This is a genomic window from Streptomyces sp. NPDC053432, from assembly GCF_055585365.1.
Genome location: NZ_JBVJKF010000004.1, coordinates 364,427 through 380,520 on the forward strand (window position 1 = coordinate 364,427; position 16,094 = coordinate 380,520).

Consider the following 16,094-nt stretch of genomic DNA (forward strand, 5'->3'; position numbering starts at 1 on the left):
TGCGGGCGCAGCCTCGCGACGTTGGTGCAAAAGTGTCAAACAGGGCTATTCCTGGAGTGATGCATGAGCGAGAGCACCGACGCCGCCGTCCCGGCGGACCATGCCGAGCAGGCCGGACCGGCCGCGCAGATCGCCGCCGGATACGCCTTCACAGGACCGGCGCTCGACCTGGGAGCCCTGCTCTGGGACGGGTCCTGCCTGCCGGAACGGCAGATCCGCATCCCCCTGTCGATGCTCAACCGGCACGGTCTCGTCGCGGGCGCCACCGGCACCGGCAAGACCAAGACGCTCCAGCTGATCGCCGAGCAGTTGTCCGCCCAAGGCGTACCCGTCTTCCTCGCGGACATCAAGGGAGACGTCTCCGGGATCTCCGCGCCCGGTGAGCCGGGCGAGAAGGTCGCCGAACGGGCCCGCGAGGTCGGACAGCGGTGGGAACCCGCCGGACAGCCCTGCGAGTTCTACTCGCTCGGCGGCATCGGCCCCGGGATCCCGGTCCGCTCCACCGTCACCGGCTTCGGCCCGGTCCTGCTGTCGAAGGTGCTCCAGCTCAACCAGACGCAGGAACAGTCGCTCGGCCTGATCTTCCACTACGCCGACTCCAAGGGCCTGGAGCTGATCGACCTCAAGGACCTGCGCGCGGTCGTCGCCTTCCTCGTCTCCGACAAGGGAAAACCCGAGCTGAAGGGCATCGGCGGACTGTCCACCGTGACCGCCGGCGTGATCCTGCGGGCGCTGACCGCCTTCGAGCAGCAGGGCGCCTCGGAGTTCTTCGGCGAGCCCGAGTTCGACACCGGCGAGTTCCTGCGCACGGCCGCCGACGGCCGCGGCACCGTCTCCCTGCTGGAGCTCCCGGCCGTCCAGGACAAGCCGCAGCTCTTCTCCACCTTCCTGATGTGGCTGCTCGCCGACCTCTACACCGGCCTGCCGGAGGTCGGCGACCTGGAGAGGCCCAAGCTCGTCTTCTTCTTCGACGAGGCCCACCTGCTCTTCAGCGGCGCCTCGAAGGCCTTCCTCGCCTCCATCACCCAGACCGTCCGCCTCATCCGCTCCAAGGGCGTCGGCGTGTTCTTCGTGACCCAGACGCCCAAGGACGTACCGGCCGACGTGCTCGGCCAGCTCGGCAACCGCGTGCAGCACGCGCTGCGCGCCTTCACCCCCGACGACGCCAAGGCGCTGAAGGCGACCGTGAAGACCTTCCCCAACTCCCCCTACGACCTGGAGGAGCTGCTCACCGGTCTGGGCACCGGCGAGGCCGTCGTCACCGTGCTCAGCGAGAGGGGCGCCCCCACCCCGGTGGCGGCGACCAGGCTGCGCGCCCCGCAGTCCCTGATGGGGCCGGTCGACGCGGCGGCGCTGGACCGGGCCGTGAAGTCCTCACCACTGTGGCCGCGTTACGCGGAACCGGTCGACCGGGAGTCGGCGTACGAGAAGATCAGCGCCGAACAGGCCGCCGCCGAGGCCGAGGCGGAGGCGGCGGCCGCCGCCGCGGAGGCGGAGAAGCGGGCGAAAGAAGCCGAGAAGGAGGCGGCACGGGCGGCGCGCCGCGCACCCGAGCCGGAGCCGTCACTGACCGAACAGGTCCTGGGCAGCGGGCTGTTCCGCTCCCTGGCCCGGTCGGTCGGCACCCAGCTGGGCCGGGAGATCTCCCGCTCGGTCTTCGGCACGGCCCGGCGGCGGCGATGAGCACGCCGAGCGTCGGGGCGTCGCGGCTCGCGGTACCGCGGCTCGCGGCACCGCGGGTCCGGGCGTCGGTTCGAGGCGGAGTCGAGCGAACCGATTGCCGCTGCGCGGGTCCTCGCTGACAGACTCGTCGTATGCGGACCGAACTCACCGACACCACCTCCAGCAAGGTCAACCGGGCCCTGCTCGAAGCCCGCCGGGCCATAGGCAGCCCCACCATGGGGCTGGTGCTGACCCTCGTCGTCGTCACCGACGAGGAGAACGCGTACGACGCCGTGCGCGCGGCCTCGGAGGCCTCCCGGGAGCACCCGTGCCGCATCATCGCGGTGATCAAGCGGGTCTCGCGCGGCCCGCTCACGCTCCGGGCGACCCGCATGGATGCCGAACTGCGGGTCGGCACCGACGCCGGCACCGGGGAGATAGTGATGCTGCGGCTGCACGGCGCCCTGACCGAGCACACCGCCTCGGTCGTGCTGCCGCTGCTCGTGCCGGACGCGCCCGTGGTGGCGTGGTGGCCGGCCGACGCCCCCGCCGACCTGGCGGGGGACCCGCTGGGCGCGCTCGCGCAGCGCCGGATCACCGACGCGGCGGCCGCCTCGGACCCGGTGGCCGTGCTCGACGAGCGGGCCGCGGGCTACCAGCCCGGCGACACCGACCTGGCCTGGACGCGGCTGACCCAGTGGCGGGCGCTGCTGGCCGCCGCGCTCGACCAGAAGCCGCTGCCGGTGACCGGCGCGACGGTGGAGAGCGAGGCCGACAACGTGAGCGCCGAGCTGCTGGCCCGCTGGCTGGAGGACCGGCTCGGGGTGCCGGTGGAGCGGGTGGAGAGCCCCGGGCCGGTCATCACCCGGGTCACCCTGCGCACCACCGGCGGCGAGATCCGGGTCGACCGACCCGCGGGCGCGCTGGCCACGCTGGTGCTGCCGGGGAGCGTCGACCGCAAGGTGGCCCTGAAGATCCGCGACAACGCCGAACTGATCTCGGAGGAGCTGCGCCGGCTCGACGCCGACGTGGTCTACGGCTCCGCGCTGCGGCGGCGACCGCTCCAGGCGGCGCTCTCCGCGTAGTGATTGTCGTAGGTCGCCGAGCTGTCCTTGATGTCCTGCACGGTGGCCTCGCCCGCGTTGACCCGGCCGAGGAGCCGGTAGTACTCGAACCGGCCCATGCCGGGCGTGAAGCCGACGAAGACGCTCGCGGTGTGCCCGGCGGCCGGGGCGAAGGCGTGCTTCACGCCCGGCGGGATCGCGATGAAGTCGCCGGCTTCCAGGGTCTGGATCCCGTCGCCGACGAGGACGTCGAGCCGGCCCGCGGTGACGTGGAAGAACTCGGTGGCCCTGGTGTGGAAGTGCACCGGGGCCCCGGCGGCGCCCTCGTCGAAGGTGGCGGTGTTGCAGGTGAGTTCGGCGGTGTCCGTGAGCAGCGTGATGAGGCTGCCGGGGGCGTCGTGGATGGCTTCGGCGGTGGCGGCGCGGGTCGCGATCTCTGTCATGTCCCCTAACCTACGGCCGGGATAGACCGGCTACAGGGGTCAATCAGTGCCCCGCTGGACCGGTCAATTCCGGGATCCGGCAGTGGCCGTGTCCAACCCCGCCGACGTCCGGGGCTCGGGGGTCCGGGGTCCGGGGCGGATCCCCGGGAGGCCCGCCGGTGCCCGGGGCGCCGGTCCGCGAGTCCGGATTCACGCGCCGCCCCGCGAGGCCTTGGCCGCGGCCTTCACCTCCTGCTTGTGCGCCCGTACTCTGGCCAGCGACTCCGGGCCCGTGATGTCCGCCGCCGACCGGTAGACGTTCGCCTCTCCGTAGCCGCCCGCCGCTTCCCGCCAGCCCTTCGGCCGCACCCCCAGCCGCTTGCCCAGCAGCGCCAGGAAGATCTGTGCCTTCTGCTCCCCGAAGCCGGGCAGCGCCTTCAGCCGCTTGAGCAGCTCCGCGCCCGTCCCCGCGTCGGCCCAGACGGCCGCCGCGTCCCCTTCGTAGTGCTCGACGAGGTACGCGCACAGCTGCTGGATCCGCTTCGCCATCGAACCCGGATAGCGGTGCACGGCCGGCTTCTCCGAGAGCAGGGCGGCGAAGGCATCGGGGTCGTAGGAGGCGATCTCGTGCGCGTCCAGATCGTCGCCGCCCAGCCGCTGGGCGATCGTCCACGGCCCCGAGAACGCCCACTCCATCGGCACCTGCTGGTCCAGCAGCATTCCGACCAGCGCGGCGAGCGGGCTCCGGGTGAGCAGCGCGTCTGCCTCGGGCTGCTGCGCGAGCCGGATGGTGATGTCGTTGTCCATGGCTTCAGGGTCCCCCGTGGGCGCGCTTCCCGCGCGGTTGTCGGACCCCGCCCCTAGCGTGGTTCGTGCAGTCGGACAGTCGAAGAGCAAGCCGAGGAGTCGATCGATCATGGTTGAGTTCACCGAAGGCGCGCCGTGCTGGGTGGACGCGATGTTCGCCGATGTGGAGGGCGCCAAGTCCTTCTACGGCGATGTACTGGGCTGGACCTTCGGGGATGCCAGCAGCGAGTACGGCAATTACACGCAGGCGTATTCCGACGGGAAGGCCGTGGCCGCCGTCGTCCCGCCGATGCCGGGGGTGGAGGCGCCCTCGCAGTGGTGTCTGTACTTCGCCTCGCCCGATGCGGCGGCCACCGCCGCGAAGGTCACGGCGGCGGGCGGCGAGGTGCTGATGGGCCCGATGCAGGTCGGCACGTTCGGCACGATGCTGATCGCGAAGGAGCCGAGCGGGGCCGTCTTCGGCGTCTGGCAGCCGGGAGAACACAAGGGCTTCGAGAAGATGGGCGAGAACGGGTCGTTCGCCTGGGCCGAGGTCTTCACCCGCGACGCGGCCGAGGCGGACGCGTTCCTGCCGAAGGTCTTCCCGTACGGCGTCCAGCAGATGGATCCGGGCGACTCCGGGATGGACTACAAGGTCTTCAGCGTCGGCGGCCCCGGGAACCCGGTCATCGGCCGGATGCCGATGGGCGACGAGTTCCCGCCCGAGATCCCGTCCTACATCCAGGTCTACTTCGCCGTCCCGGACTGCGACGAGGCGGTCGCGAAGACCCAGGCGCTCGGCGGAAAGCTGCACTTCGGCCCGATGGACAGCCCGTTCGGCCGGTTCGCGGCGGTGACGGACCCGCAGGGTGCGGCCTTCGCGGTGATCGACACGGCGACGACGGTCGGTGAGATGCCGAGGTTCGAGTGACGGTCCCGGCTTCCGTACGCATGCCCGTACGCATGCCCGTGCCCCTGCCGGGGATTCACGCCAGGGGCACGGGGGTGTGGGGGGTGCGGGTCTCAGCTGCTGGTGCCGGTGATGTGCTTGATCACTGATGGAGGAATACCGGCCGGGAGGCGCCGCCGAACAGGTTTCTGATCCCGTCTTCACCCGTATGCCGGAGCCGTTTCACCGCAGAAACGAACCGCCACCTCAACCGGTGATCAGAGACATCAGCAGCTCGTGGGTTCCGGCGTCCGCGGCCACGACGAGTCCGCGGCCCGCCTCCCCGAGCGGGGCGCCGTCGATCCCGCTGACCACGCAGCCCGCGGCCCGGCACAGGGCGATGCCCGCGGCGAAGTGGACGCTCCCGGAGAGGTCCCCGCCGTCGGTGACGTACGCGGCGCGCTTGCCCGCCGCGACCCACGCCAGCGCCAGGGTCGTGGAACCCACGCGCGGGCGGAAGCGCTCGACGAACCCGGGGTGACCCAGCAGTTCCACGGCCCGGAAACCGGGAGCGCCGGGGAACGGCGGATCGAGGTTCACGTCCACCAGCCGGCTGGCGGAGGAGGGCTCCAGCGGCTCGTCCGCGACCCCTTCCCGGCGCACCCAGGCGGCCTGGCCGTCCGTGGCGAACACCTCGCCGCCGAACGGGTCGGCCACGGCCGCCGCGCCGCCGAGCAGGGCCACGTTGACGGCCACCAGCATGGTGCCGACGGCGTAGTTCAGCGTGCCGCACAGGGGATCCACCAGCCACTGCCGCCCGCCCCCGCCGCCACCCCGCTGCCCGCCCTCCTCGCCGAGCACCGCGTCGTCCGGACGGGCGGCCCGGATGACGTCGAGGATCGCCTCCTCGGCCTGCACGTCGGCGGCGGTGGCGAAGTCCCCGGCACCCTTGTCGATCCGGTCCAGCCGCCGGCCGTACATCCCCCGGACCACGTCCGCACCGGCCTGAGCCGCGGCTGTCGCGACTGCGGTGTCGTCGAGTCCCTGGTAGGAGTGCGTCACTTCTCATTCCTCGTGGTGAGTCGGGCCTGCTGCGGCCATGAGGGCCTGCCAGGGGGCGGAGTCGAAGATCAGGTCGATCGAGGTGACCAGGCCGTCTCGCAGCCGGAAGTGCTCGGCCGTGTGCTGGGTGATGCCGACGGCCGGCGTGGTGTGGACGTCGTAGACCAGGACGGCCTGCGTCTCGCCGTACAGCTCACTGATCAGCTCGACGCCCGTGACGATGCCGAGGAGCCCGTCCAGGCCGTCAAGATGGCCGGTCGGGCTCCCGGAGGTGATGAACGGGCTCCGGAAGCCGAAGCCTTCGCCGATCAGGGCGGCGGCCGCGGCGACGTCTCCCCGGAAGCGGGCCTCGTGATAGGCCCTGACGGTGTGCCGGGTCGTGGCAACGGGATCGGTCGCGGTGTCGGTGGTCATGTGGTGCTCCGTCGTCGTCGGTTCAGGAGGCGGGCGGCCGGTCCTGCCGGGCCGTGCCCAGGAATTCCTCGATGCGTTGCTGGTTCCGCACCACGCGCAGGCACAGGTCGCGGAAGCGGGCGAGGTCGTCTTCGGTGAAGCCCTGGAAGACGGCGGTCATGGCGCGCTGGGTCGGCTGCCGGAAGGCGTCCAGCCAGTCGCGTCCGGCGGGCGTGATCCTGGCCCGCACCGACCGGCGGTCGTGCCGGTCCTGGATCCGCTGGGCCAGTCCGTCCCGTTCGAGCGTGTCGACCAGGCCGGTGACGTTGCGGGAGCTCACGCCTGCCGCGCGGGCCAGCTCGCCGATGCTCAGCCCCTCGTCGGCGGACGTACCGAGCCGCGCGAGGACGTCGAGCGCCCCCGCGCTGAGGCCGCGTCCTCCGGCACCCTGCGAACGCAGCCGGTCGACCGCCTGCGAGGCGGACCGCACGGCCGCGGCGGTCTCCAGGGCGAGGGTGTCACCGCCCGCCGCGAACGCTCTCATGGAGTCGCGGACACCTGGGTCGTAGAGAAGACCGTCGGCGTCCTGGGCGGGTTCCGAATTATGTACGTGCTTCATTATGAAGCAGTACGTTACTTCGGCAAGGGGCCTACCGCCAGGGCCGGCCGGCAGCCGGTCGGGCGACTCGGCGGCGGTGTGTGGCCGTGCGCGCGGTGCACCGGCCCGAGCAGCGGCGGCAGTTGGGCCGAGGTCAGTGCCGACTCACGCAGCGCGGAGGCGACTCGGATCTCACCCTCGGTGAACCGGCCGGCCGGCTTCTTGACGCCGATCCGCGTCCCACCTGGCACCGACCGGATGTACGCGGCGAGTCCGGTCGCGGTGAGCGACAACCCGCCGTGCTGGGCGAGGTGGTTGCCGACCACGGTGAAGTGCGCGGGCGAATCCGCTCCCCCGATCCTGGGACCCAGGTCACATCGGCGACCTGTCACAGCCTCCCGGACAGCGGTGTCTTGAGGGTCGTAGCCACCGAGAACGGCAGAGGAGAAGACCATGGGTCCCCGACTGGACATCTTCGGCAACGCGACCGCGAGCAAGGTCATGAAGCACTTCATGGCGGCGGGCATGGCGATCAAGGGCTCCACGCTGCCGGCCGCCACGCAGGAACTCGTGGCGCTGCGTGCGAGCCAGATCAACGGGTGCAGTGCCTGTATCGACATGCACACCAAGGACGCGACCGCCGCCGGGGAGAGCGCGGTACGCCTCCACCTGGTCGCTGCCTGGCGGGAGGCGACGGTGTTCACCGAGGCCGAGCGCGCCGCGCTGGAACTGACCGAGCAGGGCACCCGCATCGCGGACGGCGCCGGAGGCGTGCCGGACGAGGTGTGGGAGAACGCGGCCAAGCACTACGACGAGGACCAGCTGGCGGCCCTCATGATCCTGATCGCCATGATGAACACCTTCAACCGCCTGAACGTCATGCTTCAGGTGCCCGCCGGCGACTACCGGCCGGGCCAGTTCCACTGACCGGTCGCGTCACCTGCCGGACCGGTACAGGTCGCGCAGGAGGGCGATCTCCGCTCCGTGGTGGAGGAGTTCCTGGTTGACCCACCACGCGATGTCGATGAAGGGCTCCTCCGCGTCGCCGCCGTGCGGGTAGGTGCAGTACCCGACGGTGTCCAGGGCGGCCTCGTCGACGCTCAGCAGGGCACGGCGCCAGGCCGTGGTGGCGGTGGCGAAGGCGGTCACCGCCCCCGCGGCCGTGCCCTGGGCGTGATAGTCGTCCCTGGTCAGGGTGCGGGTGCCCGCCGTGTGGTCGGCGCGGAGGGTCAGCATCTCGGTGAGGTGGCTCAGGCGCCACGCGATCGTGGTGAACGGCGGCGGCCACGGGTGCGGGTACGCCGCCGCGTCGCGGCCCCAGTCGCCGGCGCCGGCCAGGAAGCCGGCCCGGGCACCGGGGCCGTCGGCGTGCCGTCGTATGGACCAGCAGTCCGGGACCGGCTCCCAGAGGTACTCCTCGTCCGTCATCGGGCCGACCTTGGTGTCCGAGCCGTCGCCGCTGTCCATGACGGGCCCCGAGAGGCGGTCGGCGAGGCGGGTGGCGGCGAAGTCGAACTGGTCGAGCAGCGGGGTCAGGCGGGGCGGGGTGGTCACGGGACGGCTCCTGTCAGACGTCGAAGGGCTGGAAGTGCACGAGGGCGGTCCTGCCGTCGCCCTCGTACCGCACGGTGATGTCGACCGCCATCGCACCGCCGACGGCGGGCGGCTTCAGATCGACGTGGGCGCAGGCGTCGACGGTGTCGGGGTGGCAGTAGTCCGAGCCGAGGGCGGTGCCCGGGTAGGTGGCGGCCAGCCAGGTCTCGAAGTCGGTTCGGGCGATGCGGAATTCGACGTCGTAGGAGGCGTCGCGCGAGATCATCGCCTCGCACGTGGCGTCGTGCGCGCCGGCCGGCAGTCCGGGCCGGTCCGCGAAGTGCATGGCCTCGGCGCAGGACGCCGGCTTCCGGGTCGCGGCGAGCTCGTCGTCCGTCGCCATGCCGACGGCCTTCCAGGCCAGCCAGCCCACGCCCGCGAACACCGCGGCCCACACTGCGACGAGTGCCCAGGTCTGCTTCACGCCCGGGAGGCTACTCGCAGATCTGTTCGCGACCTACGGGATTTCGGGTGGCCGCCCGGTTCCTCCCGCCGGGCTCGACGGCATCCACCAGCCGACCGGGTGGTTCGGGTGGGCGGATGCGATGGGGTGAGGGTGCGTCAGGGCGGCGCGGCATACGGTCGATCCGTGCGGTTCCTCACCGGCCCGCACGAAGTCGCCGCTCCGTCCCCGCACAAGAGGTCGTACCACGTATGAGCCTGAGCATCCGCAACCAGATCGCCGGCACCGTCACCGCCGTCACCGCAGGTGAGGCCATGGCGACGGTCAAGGTCCGGCTGGACGGCGGGCAGGACGTCACCGCCGCCGTCACCGTCGACGCCGTGAAGGAGCTCGGCCTCTCCGAAGGGGCCGCGGTCAAGGCGCTCGTCAAGGCCACCGACGTCGCCCTCGCCACCGCGCCGGTGGACGGGATCTCCATTCGCAACCAGATCGCCGGGACGGTCACCGACGTGTCCGCCGGGCCCGCCATGGCGTCCGTCAAGGTCGACGTGAACGGGGGCGCCCTGACCGCCGCCATCACCGCCGACGCCGTCGAGTCCCTCGGGCTGGCCGCCGGGTCGCCCGTCACCGTGCTGATCAAGGCCACCGAGGTCTCGCTCGCGACCGCCTGACCGCGCTGACGTCGCGGGCCGGCCCCGCCCAGGGCTCCGGAAAAAACTTCGGCCGCCCTGTCACACTCCCGTCCGGCGGCGGGTCAGTGGAGTGAAGCAGGCGGGAAACACGACCGGGCGGGCAGCGCTCCGGGGCCCGCCCGAGGGGAGCTCGGATGTCCACCACCGCTGTCGTTTTCGCTCTGGTCGGTGCGCTGATGGTCGGATTCTCGGCCTACTCGGTGTTCGCCAGGGCCGAGTTCGTGGTCGGGCCGTTGAAGGAGTACGGGGTTCCGGAGTCGATCTGGACGTTCCTGGGTGCGGCGAAGGCGGCGGGTGCGGTGGGTCTGGTGGTCGGGATCTTCGTCCCGCTGATCGGGGTCGCGGCGGCGGTCGGCATCGCCCTGTACTTCGCGGGGGCCGTGATCACGACCTTCCGGGCCAAGGCGTACGCTCACGCCGTCTTCCCGGTCATGTACGCGGCCCCCGCGGTGGTGGCCCTGTCGCTCGGCTTCAGCGGCTGAGCGCCGCCGGCTGGTCCGCGGTGCGGAAGGGCGCGAAACCTCGGTTGCTCTTGCAGCCGAGGTTTTCGTACGTGTTGACCTTGGTCACCGGGTCGGTGCCGGTCAGGTGGATCTTGCAGGCCTGCTTGATGAACCGGCCCTCGACCCCGCCGGGGAAGTCGATCTCCTTGTTCCACAGGTACGGGGAGCTGTAGTCGTTCGCCCAGGCGGTGGAGTTCACGTCGATGCCGCCGGGCGCCTCGATCTCGTACACCCAGCCCGTCCTGGCGCTGCCGTAGGTGGCGAACTTCTCGGCCACCCACTTCTCGCAGCTGGTGCTGAGGTGGGCGCTGGTCTGGCCGCCGCCCTTGACGATGTATTCGGCGAGCGGGGTCAACTGGTCGCCGCGCGGGGTGAATCCGGTGCGGAAGAGCTCCTCGACGTTCTCCCGGGTGTCGCCGCGCCACAGGGTGTTGTCGTCGACGCGCCAGTGCCAGTTCTCGGACTTCGCCGCGGCCTCGACGGCGTAGGCGATGAACGGGTTGGTCGTGGTGCTGAACCAGTCCCACGCGTCGAACTCGGCGACCGGGCCGCAGGGTCCGGTGTCGGGCGCCGGCGCCGGGAGCGAGGGCGCGGCGGCGGCGGGTGCGATGGCGGCGGCGGTGGCGAGTGAGGCGGCGGCGAGGACCTGAAGAGCGGCCTTCAGCATGGTGAGAGCCCATCAGTTGATCAACATGACGGGCCCTTTTATAGCGAGATGTCCTACCCCGGATCGAGGCCGACGGAAGGTGATCACCCGGACGAGTGTCGGCGGTTGCGCGGGCCCGCTGCCATCGAACCCCCCCTCGTCAGCGGCAGCCGCTGGACGAAGTGGCCGTACGCGAAACCGGGCCCAGGAGCAGCGGGGTCACGAGGAGGATCGCGGGCAGGACCGCGCCGAGGGGGCCCGGGGGCAGGCGGGCAGGTGGGTACGGCCGTCCAGGCTTGGCCAGGCCTAGCCGGGCGGGGTGGCCGGCTCCAGGTTGAGCGCCATGCGCTCCAGGACGCCGACGGCGATGCGGTACTCCTCGTCGGAGATGCCGCGCGCCGACAGGGCGCGGAACGCGTCGACCCGCTCGGCGACCTCCGCCAGGCGGGTGCGCCCGTCCTCGGTGAGGGTCAGGCGGCCCGGCCCGGGGCGGGCCGCCCAGCCGTCGCGGACGACCGTCGCGATGGCGTCGGCCAGTGCGTCGACGGGGGCGTTGGCGGCGAGGAAGTCCCGTACGGAGGCGTCGGTGGCCTCCGGGCCGTCCGCGAGGACGTTCAGGACCTGCCAGGCGAGCCGGGTGAGGCCGAAGCCGGCGAGGGCGGCGTCCATCCGGGCGGTGAGGGCCTTGTCGGTGCGGTTCAGCCAGTAGCCGATCGGTTTCATGTCGCGATTCCGTTCCGGGTGCGGGGTGGCAGGGGCCGAGGCCCCGGACATGGGATCCCGTGAGGGTGTCAGTGCCCGGCGAAGGCGGCGGAGTTCTCCTCGGCCCACTGACGGAAGGTGCGCGCGGGGCGGCCGAGGAGGGTGGCGGTGGTGTCGGCGACGGTGGCGGGGCCCTGGCAGGCGGCCTCCCACAGGTCGAGGAGCGAGCCGACGACATGGGCGGGCATGTGGGCGCCCATCTGCAGCTCGGCCTCGGCGCGGGTGATCCGTTCGACGGGGATCGGGCGGCCGATGGCCTCGGCGAGGACGGCGAGCTGCTCGCGGAAGGTCAGCGACTCGGCGCCGGTGAGGGTGAGGGTGCGGCCGGTGAGGGAGTCGTCGGCCAGCGCCTCGACGGCGATGTCGGCGATGTCCTCGGGGTGGATGGGTGCGATGTGCGCGTCGGGGTGGGCGAGCCGGACCGGCTCGCCCCGGCTGATGGACCGGGCCCAGGCCAGGGAGTTGCTGGCGAAGGCGTCCGGGCGCAGGAAGGTGCAGGTGAGCTCCGAGCCGGCGAGGGCGCGCTCGACCGTGAGGCTGTGGCTCGCGAGCGGGTCGCTCTCGGCGTCCGGGCCGGCCACGGAGGACGAGGAGAGCAGGACGACGTGCTCGACGCCGGCGGCCTCGGCGGCCTTGACCAGCTCGTGGACGCCGGACGGCTGAGGGTAGAGGAAGACCTGCCGGACGCCGGCGAGCGCGGCCTCGAAGGTCTCCGGGCGGTCGAGGACGAGCCGTACGGCCTCCACGCCGTCCGGGACGGTCAGTCCGTCGGGGTCGGCGCTGGCGGCGCGGACGGTCACGCCGGCGGAGTGCAGGCGGGCGAGGACGGCGCCGCCGATCCGGCCGCGGGCGCCGGTGATGAGGACGGTCAAGGGAACCTCCGGAACGGGGTCTCTGAGACATTTTCTTGTCGACTTGCATATGCATGCTTACATGCACACGTTTTCACGTCAACACATGTCTTCATGCCGTCACATAGGTAGGCTGAGGTCATGACGAAGTACGACCCGGAAACGGCGGAGGAACTGCTGAACGCCGTCGGCCCGGCCTTCGGGAAACTGCGGCGCTCCTCGCTCCTGGAGGTCGAGAACCCGATCTCCCAGAAGGACCTCAGCCGCACCCTGGTCCTGAACGTGGTCCTGGAGGCCGGGGGCGCGGGAGGCCCGGGGGACGACGAAGCGCGCGAGGTCACCGTCGGAGGCGTGGCCGAACACCTGGGCACGGACCCCTCCGTGGCCAGCCGCATGGTGTCCGACTGCATCTCCGCCGGCTACCTGGTCCGCGCCGCCTCCCAGCGCGACGGCCGCCGTACGGTGCTCCACCTCAGCCCCGAGGGCGAGGAACTGATGGCCCGTTTCCGCCGCCACCAGCGCGCGGCGTACGACTACATCACTGCGGACTGGTCGGAGCGCGACCGCCTCGACCTGGCCCGCCTGATGCTGAAGTACGTCGCCTCGCAGGAAGCGCTCCGGCGTCGCTGACGCACCGGGGGTCCGACGGCGGCGCCGACGGGCGCCGCCGTCCGCTCCGCGGGGAGTTCAGGAGCCTATTCGGGTGCCACGCTCATGACGCTGTGGATGCGGGAAAGGGTGAAGACGCGCTCGGCTTCGCGCAGGTGGCACCAGGCTTCGAGGTACGGGGGATCGAGTTCGAGGCCGCTGAGGGTGCGTACGGTCCGGTTGCCCGAGGAGGCGACGTACTCGACGGTGATGGCCTGACCCGCGTCCACGGCATGAGCGAGCTGGCGGATGTCGCTGTACGGCAGACGTTTCGCCCACCGTGCGACGGTCTCCTCGGTGTCCGTGGCGAAGGGCACTCCTCCGTCGAAGGGCGCCGGTTCGGGAGTCGTGGCGGGGGCGGCCAGCAGCCGGGTCGCCAACGTACTCGGGTCGGGGGAGGCGGATTCCTGCAGCGTGCTCTTGGCAGAGGTCGGGCCGCCGCTCCTCACCCGGGAGCCGCGCGGAGCCGGAACGGGAGCGGTCGCCCGCCGAGGCCGGGTCTTCTCGATGCGAACCGTTCCCTGGTCGGTCTCGGCTACGGGGGCGTATCCCTCGGCCCTGAGCGCGGCCAGGGTCGTGCCGAGCGGGCTGCTGCTGATCAGCACGGTCGGCGCCAGCTGTCGTAGTCCGAGCTTGGCCAGCGTGCGGTGGGCGGCGAGTTCGGCCAGGAGCGCGGGCTCGTCGCCGTGGAGGACGCAGGCGGCGGGAGCGATGCGTACCCGCCCGTGGCCGCGTGCGGTGTCGGCGATCAGGTACGACAGAGGCTGTGGCAGTGGCCCGGCAGCGACGGCGGCCAGGCCGGCTGTGATGTCCTCGGGGGTGCGTCCGGCGTCCAGCGCGCGGCGGACGCTGTCGGCGCCGAACCGCCACACCGACGCGGTGCCGCTGGTCTCCCGGTCGGCGACGGAGTCCAGGAGGGCGGCCAGCCGCGCGGAGGGTGTGCCGGTGACGACGGCGGTGAGGTCGGCGCCGATCCGGGCCGTCGTGGTGGCCGAGGGCAGCAGCCGCCGGCATTCGACGCCCAGCCCCTCCGTGTCGCCGGTCCGCAGGTGGATCCCGATGGCGGACAGGGAGCCGCGCGCGAGGACGCCCAGGAGTTCGGCCTCCCGGGCCACGGTGGCGAACGGCGTTGCGTCCTGGGGCAGTGAGTCGGCGAGGGGGCGGTGCCAGGCGATCAGCGGCCCCAGATCCGCTGCGACCCGGACGCCCTGCCCTGCCGGGAGCCGCGCCGCTGAGGCCAGCAGCCCGTGGCGGGCCTGCACGCAGCCGTTGCAGGGCGGTGCGCCGGCCAGGGCGGCAAGCGCCTTGTTCTCCTCGTCGCGCGCCTGGGTGGGGGTCAGCGGCAGGTTCTGCCATGCCTGCAGCAGTACGGCGAACTGCTCCGGGGGTTCCTGTTCCGCCCAGGTGTCGTAAGCCTCCGTGGGTGCCACCCGATCGCCGTCCCGGGCGAGCAGGCCGGCGGCGTACGCGGCCTCCAGAGTGAGGCGTACGACGGCGTCGTCGGCCTGGGCGGCCTTGCCGATCCGTGCCAGTTCCCGCGCACCGATCCCGCCGGACTTCAGCCGGGCCGGCGCGGTTGCCGAGCACGCCGCCAGCACCGAGGCGGCACCGGCGGCGAACGCCGAGGCGGCGGCCGACGCCTCGCGGTCGACCTCCCTCGGGGTAACGGGCGCCAATGCAACGGCAGGCGGCACGGGCTGGAACGGGGCGTGCCAGCCGAGTCCCCGCAGTGCGAGCGCCACCTCGGCGGGCATGCGGGCCGGGCCGTAGCGGTGACGGTCCTGGATCAGGAACCCCCGCTCCAGTGCCCATCGAGCGCCCGGTTCGGTATCAGGGCCCGGAGTCCCGAACATGATGAACCGCGCCGGCCTCGCGGGCCCTGCCCCCGCTCTCCCTTCGAGCAGCTTCCGGGTCGCCGCAGGGGCTTTGGCGGCCACGGAGAGGATCCGCTCCGGGTCGCTGTGGTGTTCCACGAGCGCGGCCAGCCGCTGAGACCTGTTGCCCGGCGGCTTCACGCCCAGTGCCGCCAGCATTCCGCGCAGCTCGTCGGAGGTCGTGCCCGCGAGGAGTTCCTCCAGCGGGGCATCCAGTCCCAGCGGCGCGTCCCACGCCTGCCGCAGCGGGGCGGCCATGCGGAGCTTGCCCGTGCCGTCCGGCCAGACCAGAGCATGATCGGCCAGGGCCTCCAGTACGGCCTCCAGCTCGCGGGTGCTCTCGTCGTCCGCTGCTCCCAGCAGTTCCGCCAGGGCATCGGGCGACGCGGACGCACCGAGCGCCGCAAGCGCTTCTGCCACCTGGAGCTGCGGCAGCGCGAGCCGCGGCAGGGCAAGGGCCACCGATCCCGGGCGCTGCAGACGATCGGCCAGTTCCCCCACCGAGCGCGGCTCCGGAGCGGCCGCGGCGTCCCTCCGCGTCTCCAGCACGTGTGCCAGACGGCAGCCGTCGAGGCCGCTCAGCCATGTCGCCAGCGTCGATCGGGACTTCATGCTGTCGCACCTCGCGGGATGGGGACCGGGGCAGCGTGCCGACTCGCCGCGGGTTCAAGGATGTCCTGCCGCTGGGATCCGCGGATGCCGTACGGGACAGAACTCCCTCTTGGCGGGCGCCGACATCCGGTGGGGCGCCGCGGTACGGCGGGAGCAGGGCTACCCGGTTACCCGAAACGGGACCCGGACCGAGACCAGCCGGCCCGGCTTCTGGTGATCACCAGCCGGTTTTCGCCGACGTGAATGAGAACGGAGCACAAGACCGCGGAACGACGAAGGACCCGGCCGCAGTGCGGTCGGGTCCTTCGGCTGCCCTTGCGGGCGAGTGCGGAGGATACGAGATTCGAACTCGTGAGGGGTTGCCCCCAACACGCTTTCCAAGCGTGCGCCCTAGGCCACTAGGCGAATCCTCCGCCGCAAACAATACAAGACGTTGAGGGGTGCTCGCGAACTTGATCGTCGGGCGGAGCGGCAGGTGGGGGTCCGGCCGGGGTCCGGCTCGATTCCGGGGGGCTCCATCCGCTAGGGTGGGCGCAGCCCCTCACGCGGCGCTATCTCACCCAACTCCCCCAGGGCCGGAAGGCAGCAAGGGTAAGTGGGCTCTGGCGGGTGCGTGGGGGGCGCTTTGCGTTCC

Annotated in this window: 19 protein-coding genes, 1 tRNA gene and 1 other RNA gene; 8 read left to right on the forward strand and 13 right to left on the reverse strand. The window is 72.1% G+C overall.

Annotated features, from left to right (window positions below; all coding sequences use genetic code 11):
* The first annotated feature begins 63 nt into the window (after positions 1 to 63).
* Positions 64 to 1,683, forward strand: coding sequence for a helicase HerA-like domain-containing protein (locus ACZ6Y1_RS10010; RefSeq protein ID WP_469625569.1), 1,620 nt, complete (start codon positions 64 to 66; stop codon positions 1,681 to 1,683).
* Between the two features lie 131 nt (positions 1,684 to 1,814).
* The gene (opcA, locus tag ACZ6Y1_RS10015) at positions 1,815 to 2,747 is read left to right on the forward strand and encodes a glucose-6-phosphate dehydrogenase assembly protein OpcA (RefSeq protein ID WP_469625571.1); all 933 of its coding nucleotides are present in this window, start codon (positions 1,815 to 1,817) and stop codon (positions 2,745 to 2,747) included.
* On the opposite strand, the gene ACZ6Y1_RS10020 is transcribed toward opcA, so the two are convergent.
* Together ACZ6Y1_RS10020 and ACZ6Y1_RS10025 are read right to left on the reverse strand one after the other, a co-directional pair.
* Complete coding sequence (locus ACZ6Y1_RS10020; protein ID WP_469625573.1) at positions 2,696 to 3,169, reverse strand: cupin domain-containing protein; 474 nt, start codon at positions 3,167 to 3,169, stop codon at positions 2,696 to 2,698. The genes opcA and ACZ6Y1_RS10020 overlap by 52 nt on opposite strands.
* A 189-nt stretch (positions 3,170 to 3,358) precedes the next feature.
* On the reverse strand, positions 3,359 to 3,955 hold the full coding sequence (locus tag ACZ6Y1_RS10025; protein ID WP_469625575.1) for an HhH-GPD-type base excision DNA repair protein: 597 nt from the start codon (positions 3,953 to 3,955) through the stop codon (positions 3,359 to 3,361).
* Positions 3,956 to 4,064: 109 nt separating this feature from the next.
* On the opposite strand from ACZ6Y1_RS10025, the gene ACZ6Y1_RS10030 reads away from it, so the two are divergent.
* On the forward strand, positions 4,065 to 4,865 hold the full coding sequence (locus tag ACZ6Y1_RS10030; protein ID WP_469625577.1) for a VOC family protein: 801 nt from the start codon (positions 4,065 to 4,067) through the stop codon (positions 4,863 to 4,865).
* A gap of 225 nt (positions 4,866 to 5,090) precedes the next feature.
* On the opposite strand, the gene ACZ6Y1_RS10035 is transcribed toward ACZ6Y1_RS10030, so the two are convergent.
* From ACZ6Y1_RS10035 to ACZ6Y1_RS10050, 4 genes are all read right to left on the reverse strand, one after another.
* Positions 5,091 to 5,885: an inositol monophosphatase family protein gene (locus tag ACZ6Y1_RS10035; RefSeq protein WP_469625579.1), complete on the reverse strand. Its 795-nt coding sequence runs from the start codon at positions 5,883 to 5,885 to the stop codon at positions 5,091 to 5,093.
* A 3-nt stretch (positions 5,886 to 5,888) separates the two neighbouring features.
* Complete coding sequence (locus ACZ6Y1_RS10040) at positions 5,889 to 6,299, reverse strand: nuclear transport factor 2 family protein (RefSeq protein WP_469625582.1); 411 nt, start codon at positions 6,297 to 6,299, stop codon at positions 5,889 to 5,891.
* Between the two features lie 22 nt (positions 6,300 to 6,321).
* Complete coding sequence (locus ACZ6Y1_RS10045; RefSeq protein ID WP_469625584.1) at positions 6,322 to 6,822, reverse strand: MarR family winged helix-turn-helix transcriptional regulator; 501 nt, start codon at positions 6,820 to 6,822, stop codon at positions 6,322 to 6,324.
* Positions 6,823 to 6,911: 89 nt separating this feature from the next.
* Positions 6,912 to 7,268, reverse strand: a complete 357-nt coding sequence (locus ACZ6Y1_RS10050) for a hypothetical protein (RefSeq protein WP_469625586.1) — start codon at positions 7,266 to 7,268, stop codon at positions 6,912 to 6,914.
* Positions 7,269 to 7,329: 61 nt separating this feature from the next.
* On the opposite strand from ACZ6Y1_RS10050, the gene ACZ6Y1_RS10055 reads away from it, so the two are divergent.
* Positions 7,330 to 7,803, forward strand: coding sequence for a carboxymuconolactone decarboxylase family protein (locus ACZ6Y1_RS10055; RefSeq protein WP_469625588.1), 474 nt, complete (start codon positions 7,330 to 7,332; stop codon positions 7,801 to 7,803).
* A gap of 9 nt (positions 7,804 to 7,812) precedes the next feature.
* On the opposite strand, the gene ACZ6Y1_RS10060 is transcribed toward ACZ6Y1_RS10055, so the two are convergent.
* Both ACZ6Y1_RS10060 and ACZ6Y1_RS10065 read right to left on the reverse strand, forming a co-directional pair.
* Positions 7,813 to 8,430, reverse strand: a complete 618-nt coding sequence (locus tag ACZ6Y1_RS10060) for a DinB family protein (RefSeq protein WP_469625590.1) — start codon at positions 8,428 to 8,430, stop codon at positions 7,813 to 7,815.
* A 13-nt stretch (positions 8,431 to 8,443) separates the two neighbouring features.
* The gene (locus ACZ6Y1_RS10065; protein WP_469625594.1) at positions 8,444 to 8,893 is read right to left on the reverse strand and encodes a hypothetical protein; all 450 of its coding nucleotides are present in this window, start codon (positions 8,891 to 8,893) and stop codon (positions 8,444 to 8,446) included.
* Positions 8,894 to 9,123: 230 nt separating this feature from the next.
* On the opposite strand from ACZ6Y1_RS10065, the gene ACZ6Y1_RS10070 reads away from it, so the two are divergent.
* Positions 9,124 to 9,543: a TOBE domain-containing protein gene (locus ACZ6Y1_RS10070; RefSeq protein WP_469625599.1), complete on the forward strand. Its 420-nt coding sequence runs from the start codon at positions 9,124 to 9,126 to the stop codon at positions 9,541 to 9,543.
* Between the two features lie 155 nt (positions 9,544 to 9,698).
* On the forward strand, positions 9,699 to 10,046 hold the full coding sequence (locus ACZ6Y1_RS10075) for a DoxX family protein (RefSeq protein ID WP_469625606.1): 348 nt from the start codon (positions 9,699 to 9,701) through the stop codon (positions 10,044 to 10,046).
* On the opposite strand, the gene ACZ6Y1_RS10080 is transcribed toward ACZ6Y1_RS10075, so the two are convergent.
* The 3 genes from ACZ6Y1_RS10080 to ACZ6Y1_RS10090 all read right to left on the reverse strand — a co-directional run bounded on the left by ACZ6Y1_RS10080 (position 10,036) and on the right by ACZ6Y1_RS10090 (position 12,347).
* Entirely contained in the window at positions 10,036 to 10,734 is a 699-nt protein-coding gene (locus ACZ6Y1_RS10080) for a scabin-related ADP-ribosyltransferase (RefSeq protein WP_469625608.1), read from the reverse strand. The genes ACZ6Y1_RS10075 and ACZ6Y1_RS10080 overlap by 11 nt on opposite strands.
* A gap of 285 nt (positions 10,735 to 11,019) precedes the next feature.
* Positions 11,020 to 11,436 (reverse strand): MarR family winged helix-turn-helix transcriptional regulator, encoded by a 417-nt coding sequence (locus tag ACZ6Y1_RS10085; RefSeq protein WP_469625610.1) that lies wholly within the window; start codon positions 11,434 to 11,436, stop codon positions 11,020 to 11,022.
* A gap of 68 nt (positions 11,437 to 11,504) precedes the next feature.
* Complete coding sequence (locus tag ACZ6Y1_RS10090) at positions 11,505 to 12,347, reverse strand: NAD(P)H-binding protein (protein ID WP_469625613.1); 843 nt, start codon at positions 12,345 to 12,347, stop codon at positions 11,505 to 11,507.
* Positions 12,348 to 12,467: 120 nt separating this feature from the next.
* Between ACZ6Y1_RS10090 and ACZ6Y1_RS10095 the strand changes: the two genes are divergently transcribed.
* The gene (locus ACZ6Y1_RS10095) at positions 12,468 to 12,956 is read left to right on the forward strand and encodes a MarR family winged helix-turn-helix transcriptional regulator (RefSeq protein WP_469625615.1); all 489 of its coding nucleotides are present in this window, start codon (positions 12,468 to 12,470) and stop codon (positions 12,954 to 12,956) included.
* 65 nt (positions 12,957 to 13,021) lie between these two features.
* On the opposite strand, the gene ACZ6Y1_RS10100 is transcribed toward ACZ6Y1_RS10095, so the two are convergent.
* The gene (locus tag ACZ6Y1_RS10100; RefSeq protein WP_469625618.1) at positions 13,022 to 15,460 is read right to left on the reverse strand and encodes a helicase C-terminal domain-containing protein; all 2,439 of its coding nucleotides are present in this window, start codon (positions 15,458 to 15,460) and stop codon (positions 13,022 to 13,024) included.
* 328 nt (positions 15,461 to 15,788) lie between these two features.
* Positions 15,789 to 15,873 (reverse strand) — tRNA-Ser (locus ACZ6Y1_RS10105).
* Between the two features lie 119 nt (positions 15,874 to 15,992).
* Here ACZ6Y1_RS10105 and ffs point away from each other — a divergent pair.
* Positions 15,993 to 16,091, forward strand: an RNA gene (gene ffs / locus ACZ6Y1_RS10110) — signal recognition particle sRNA small type.
* The last annotated feature ends 3 nt before the right edge of the window (positions 16,092 to 16,094 follow it).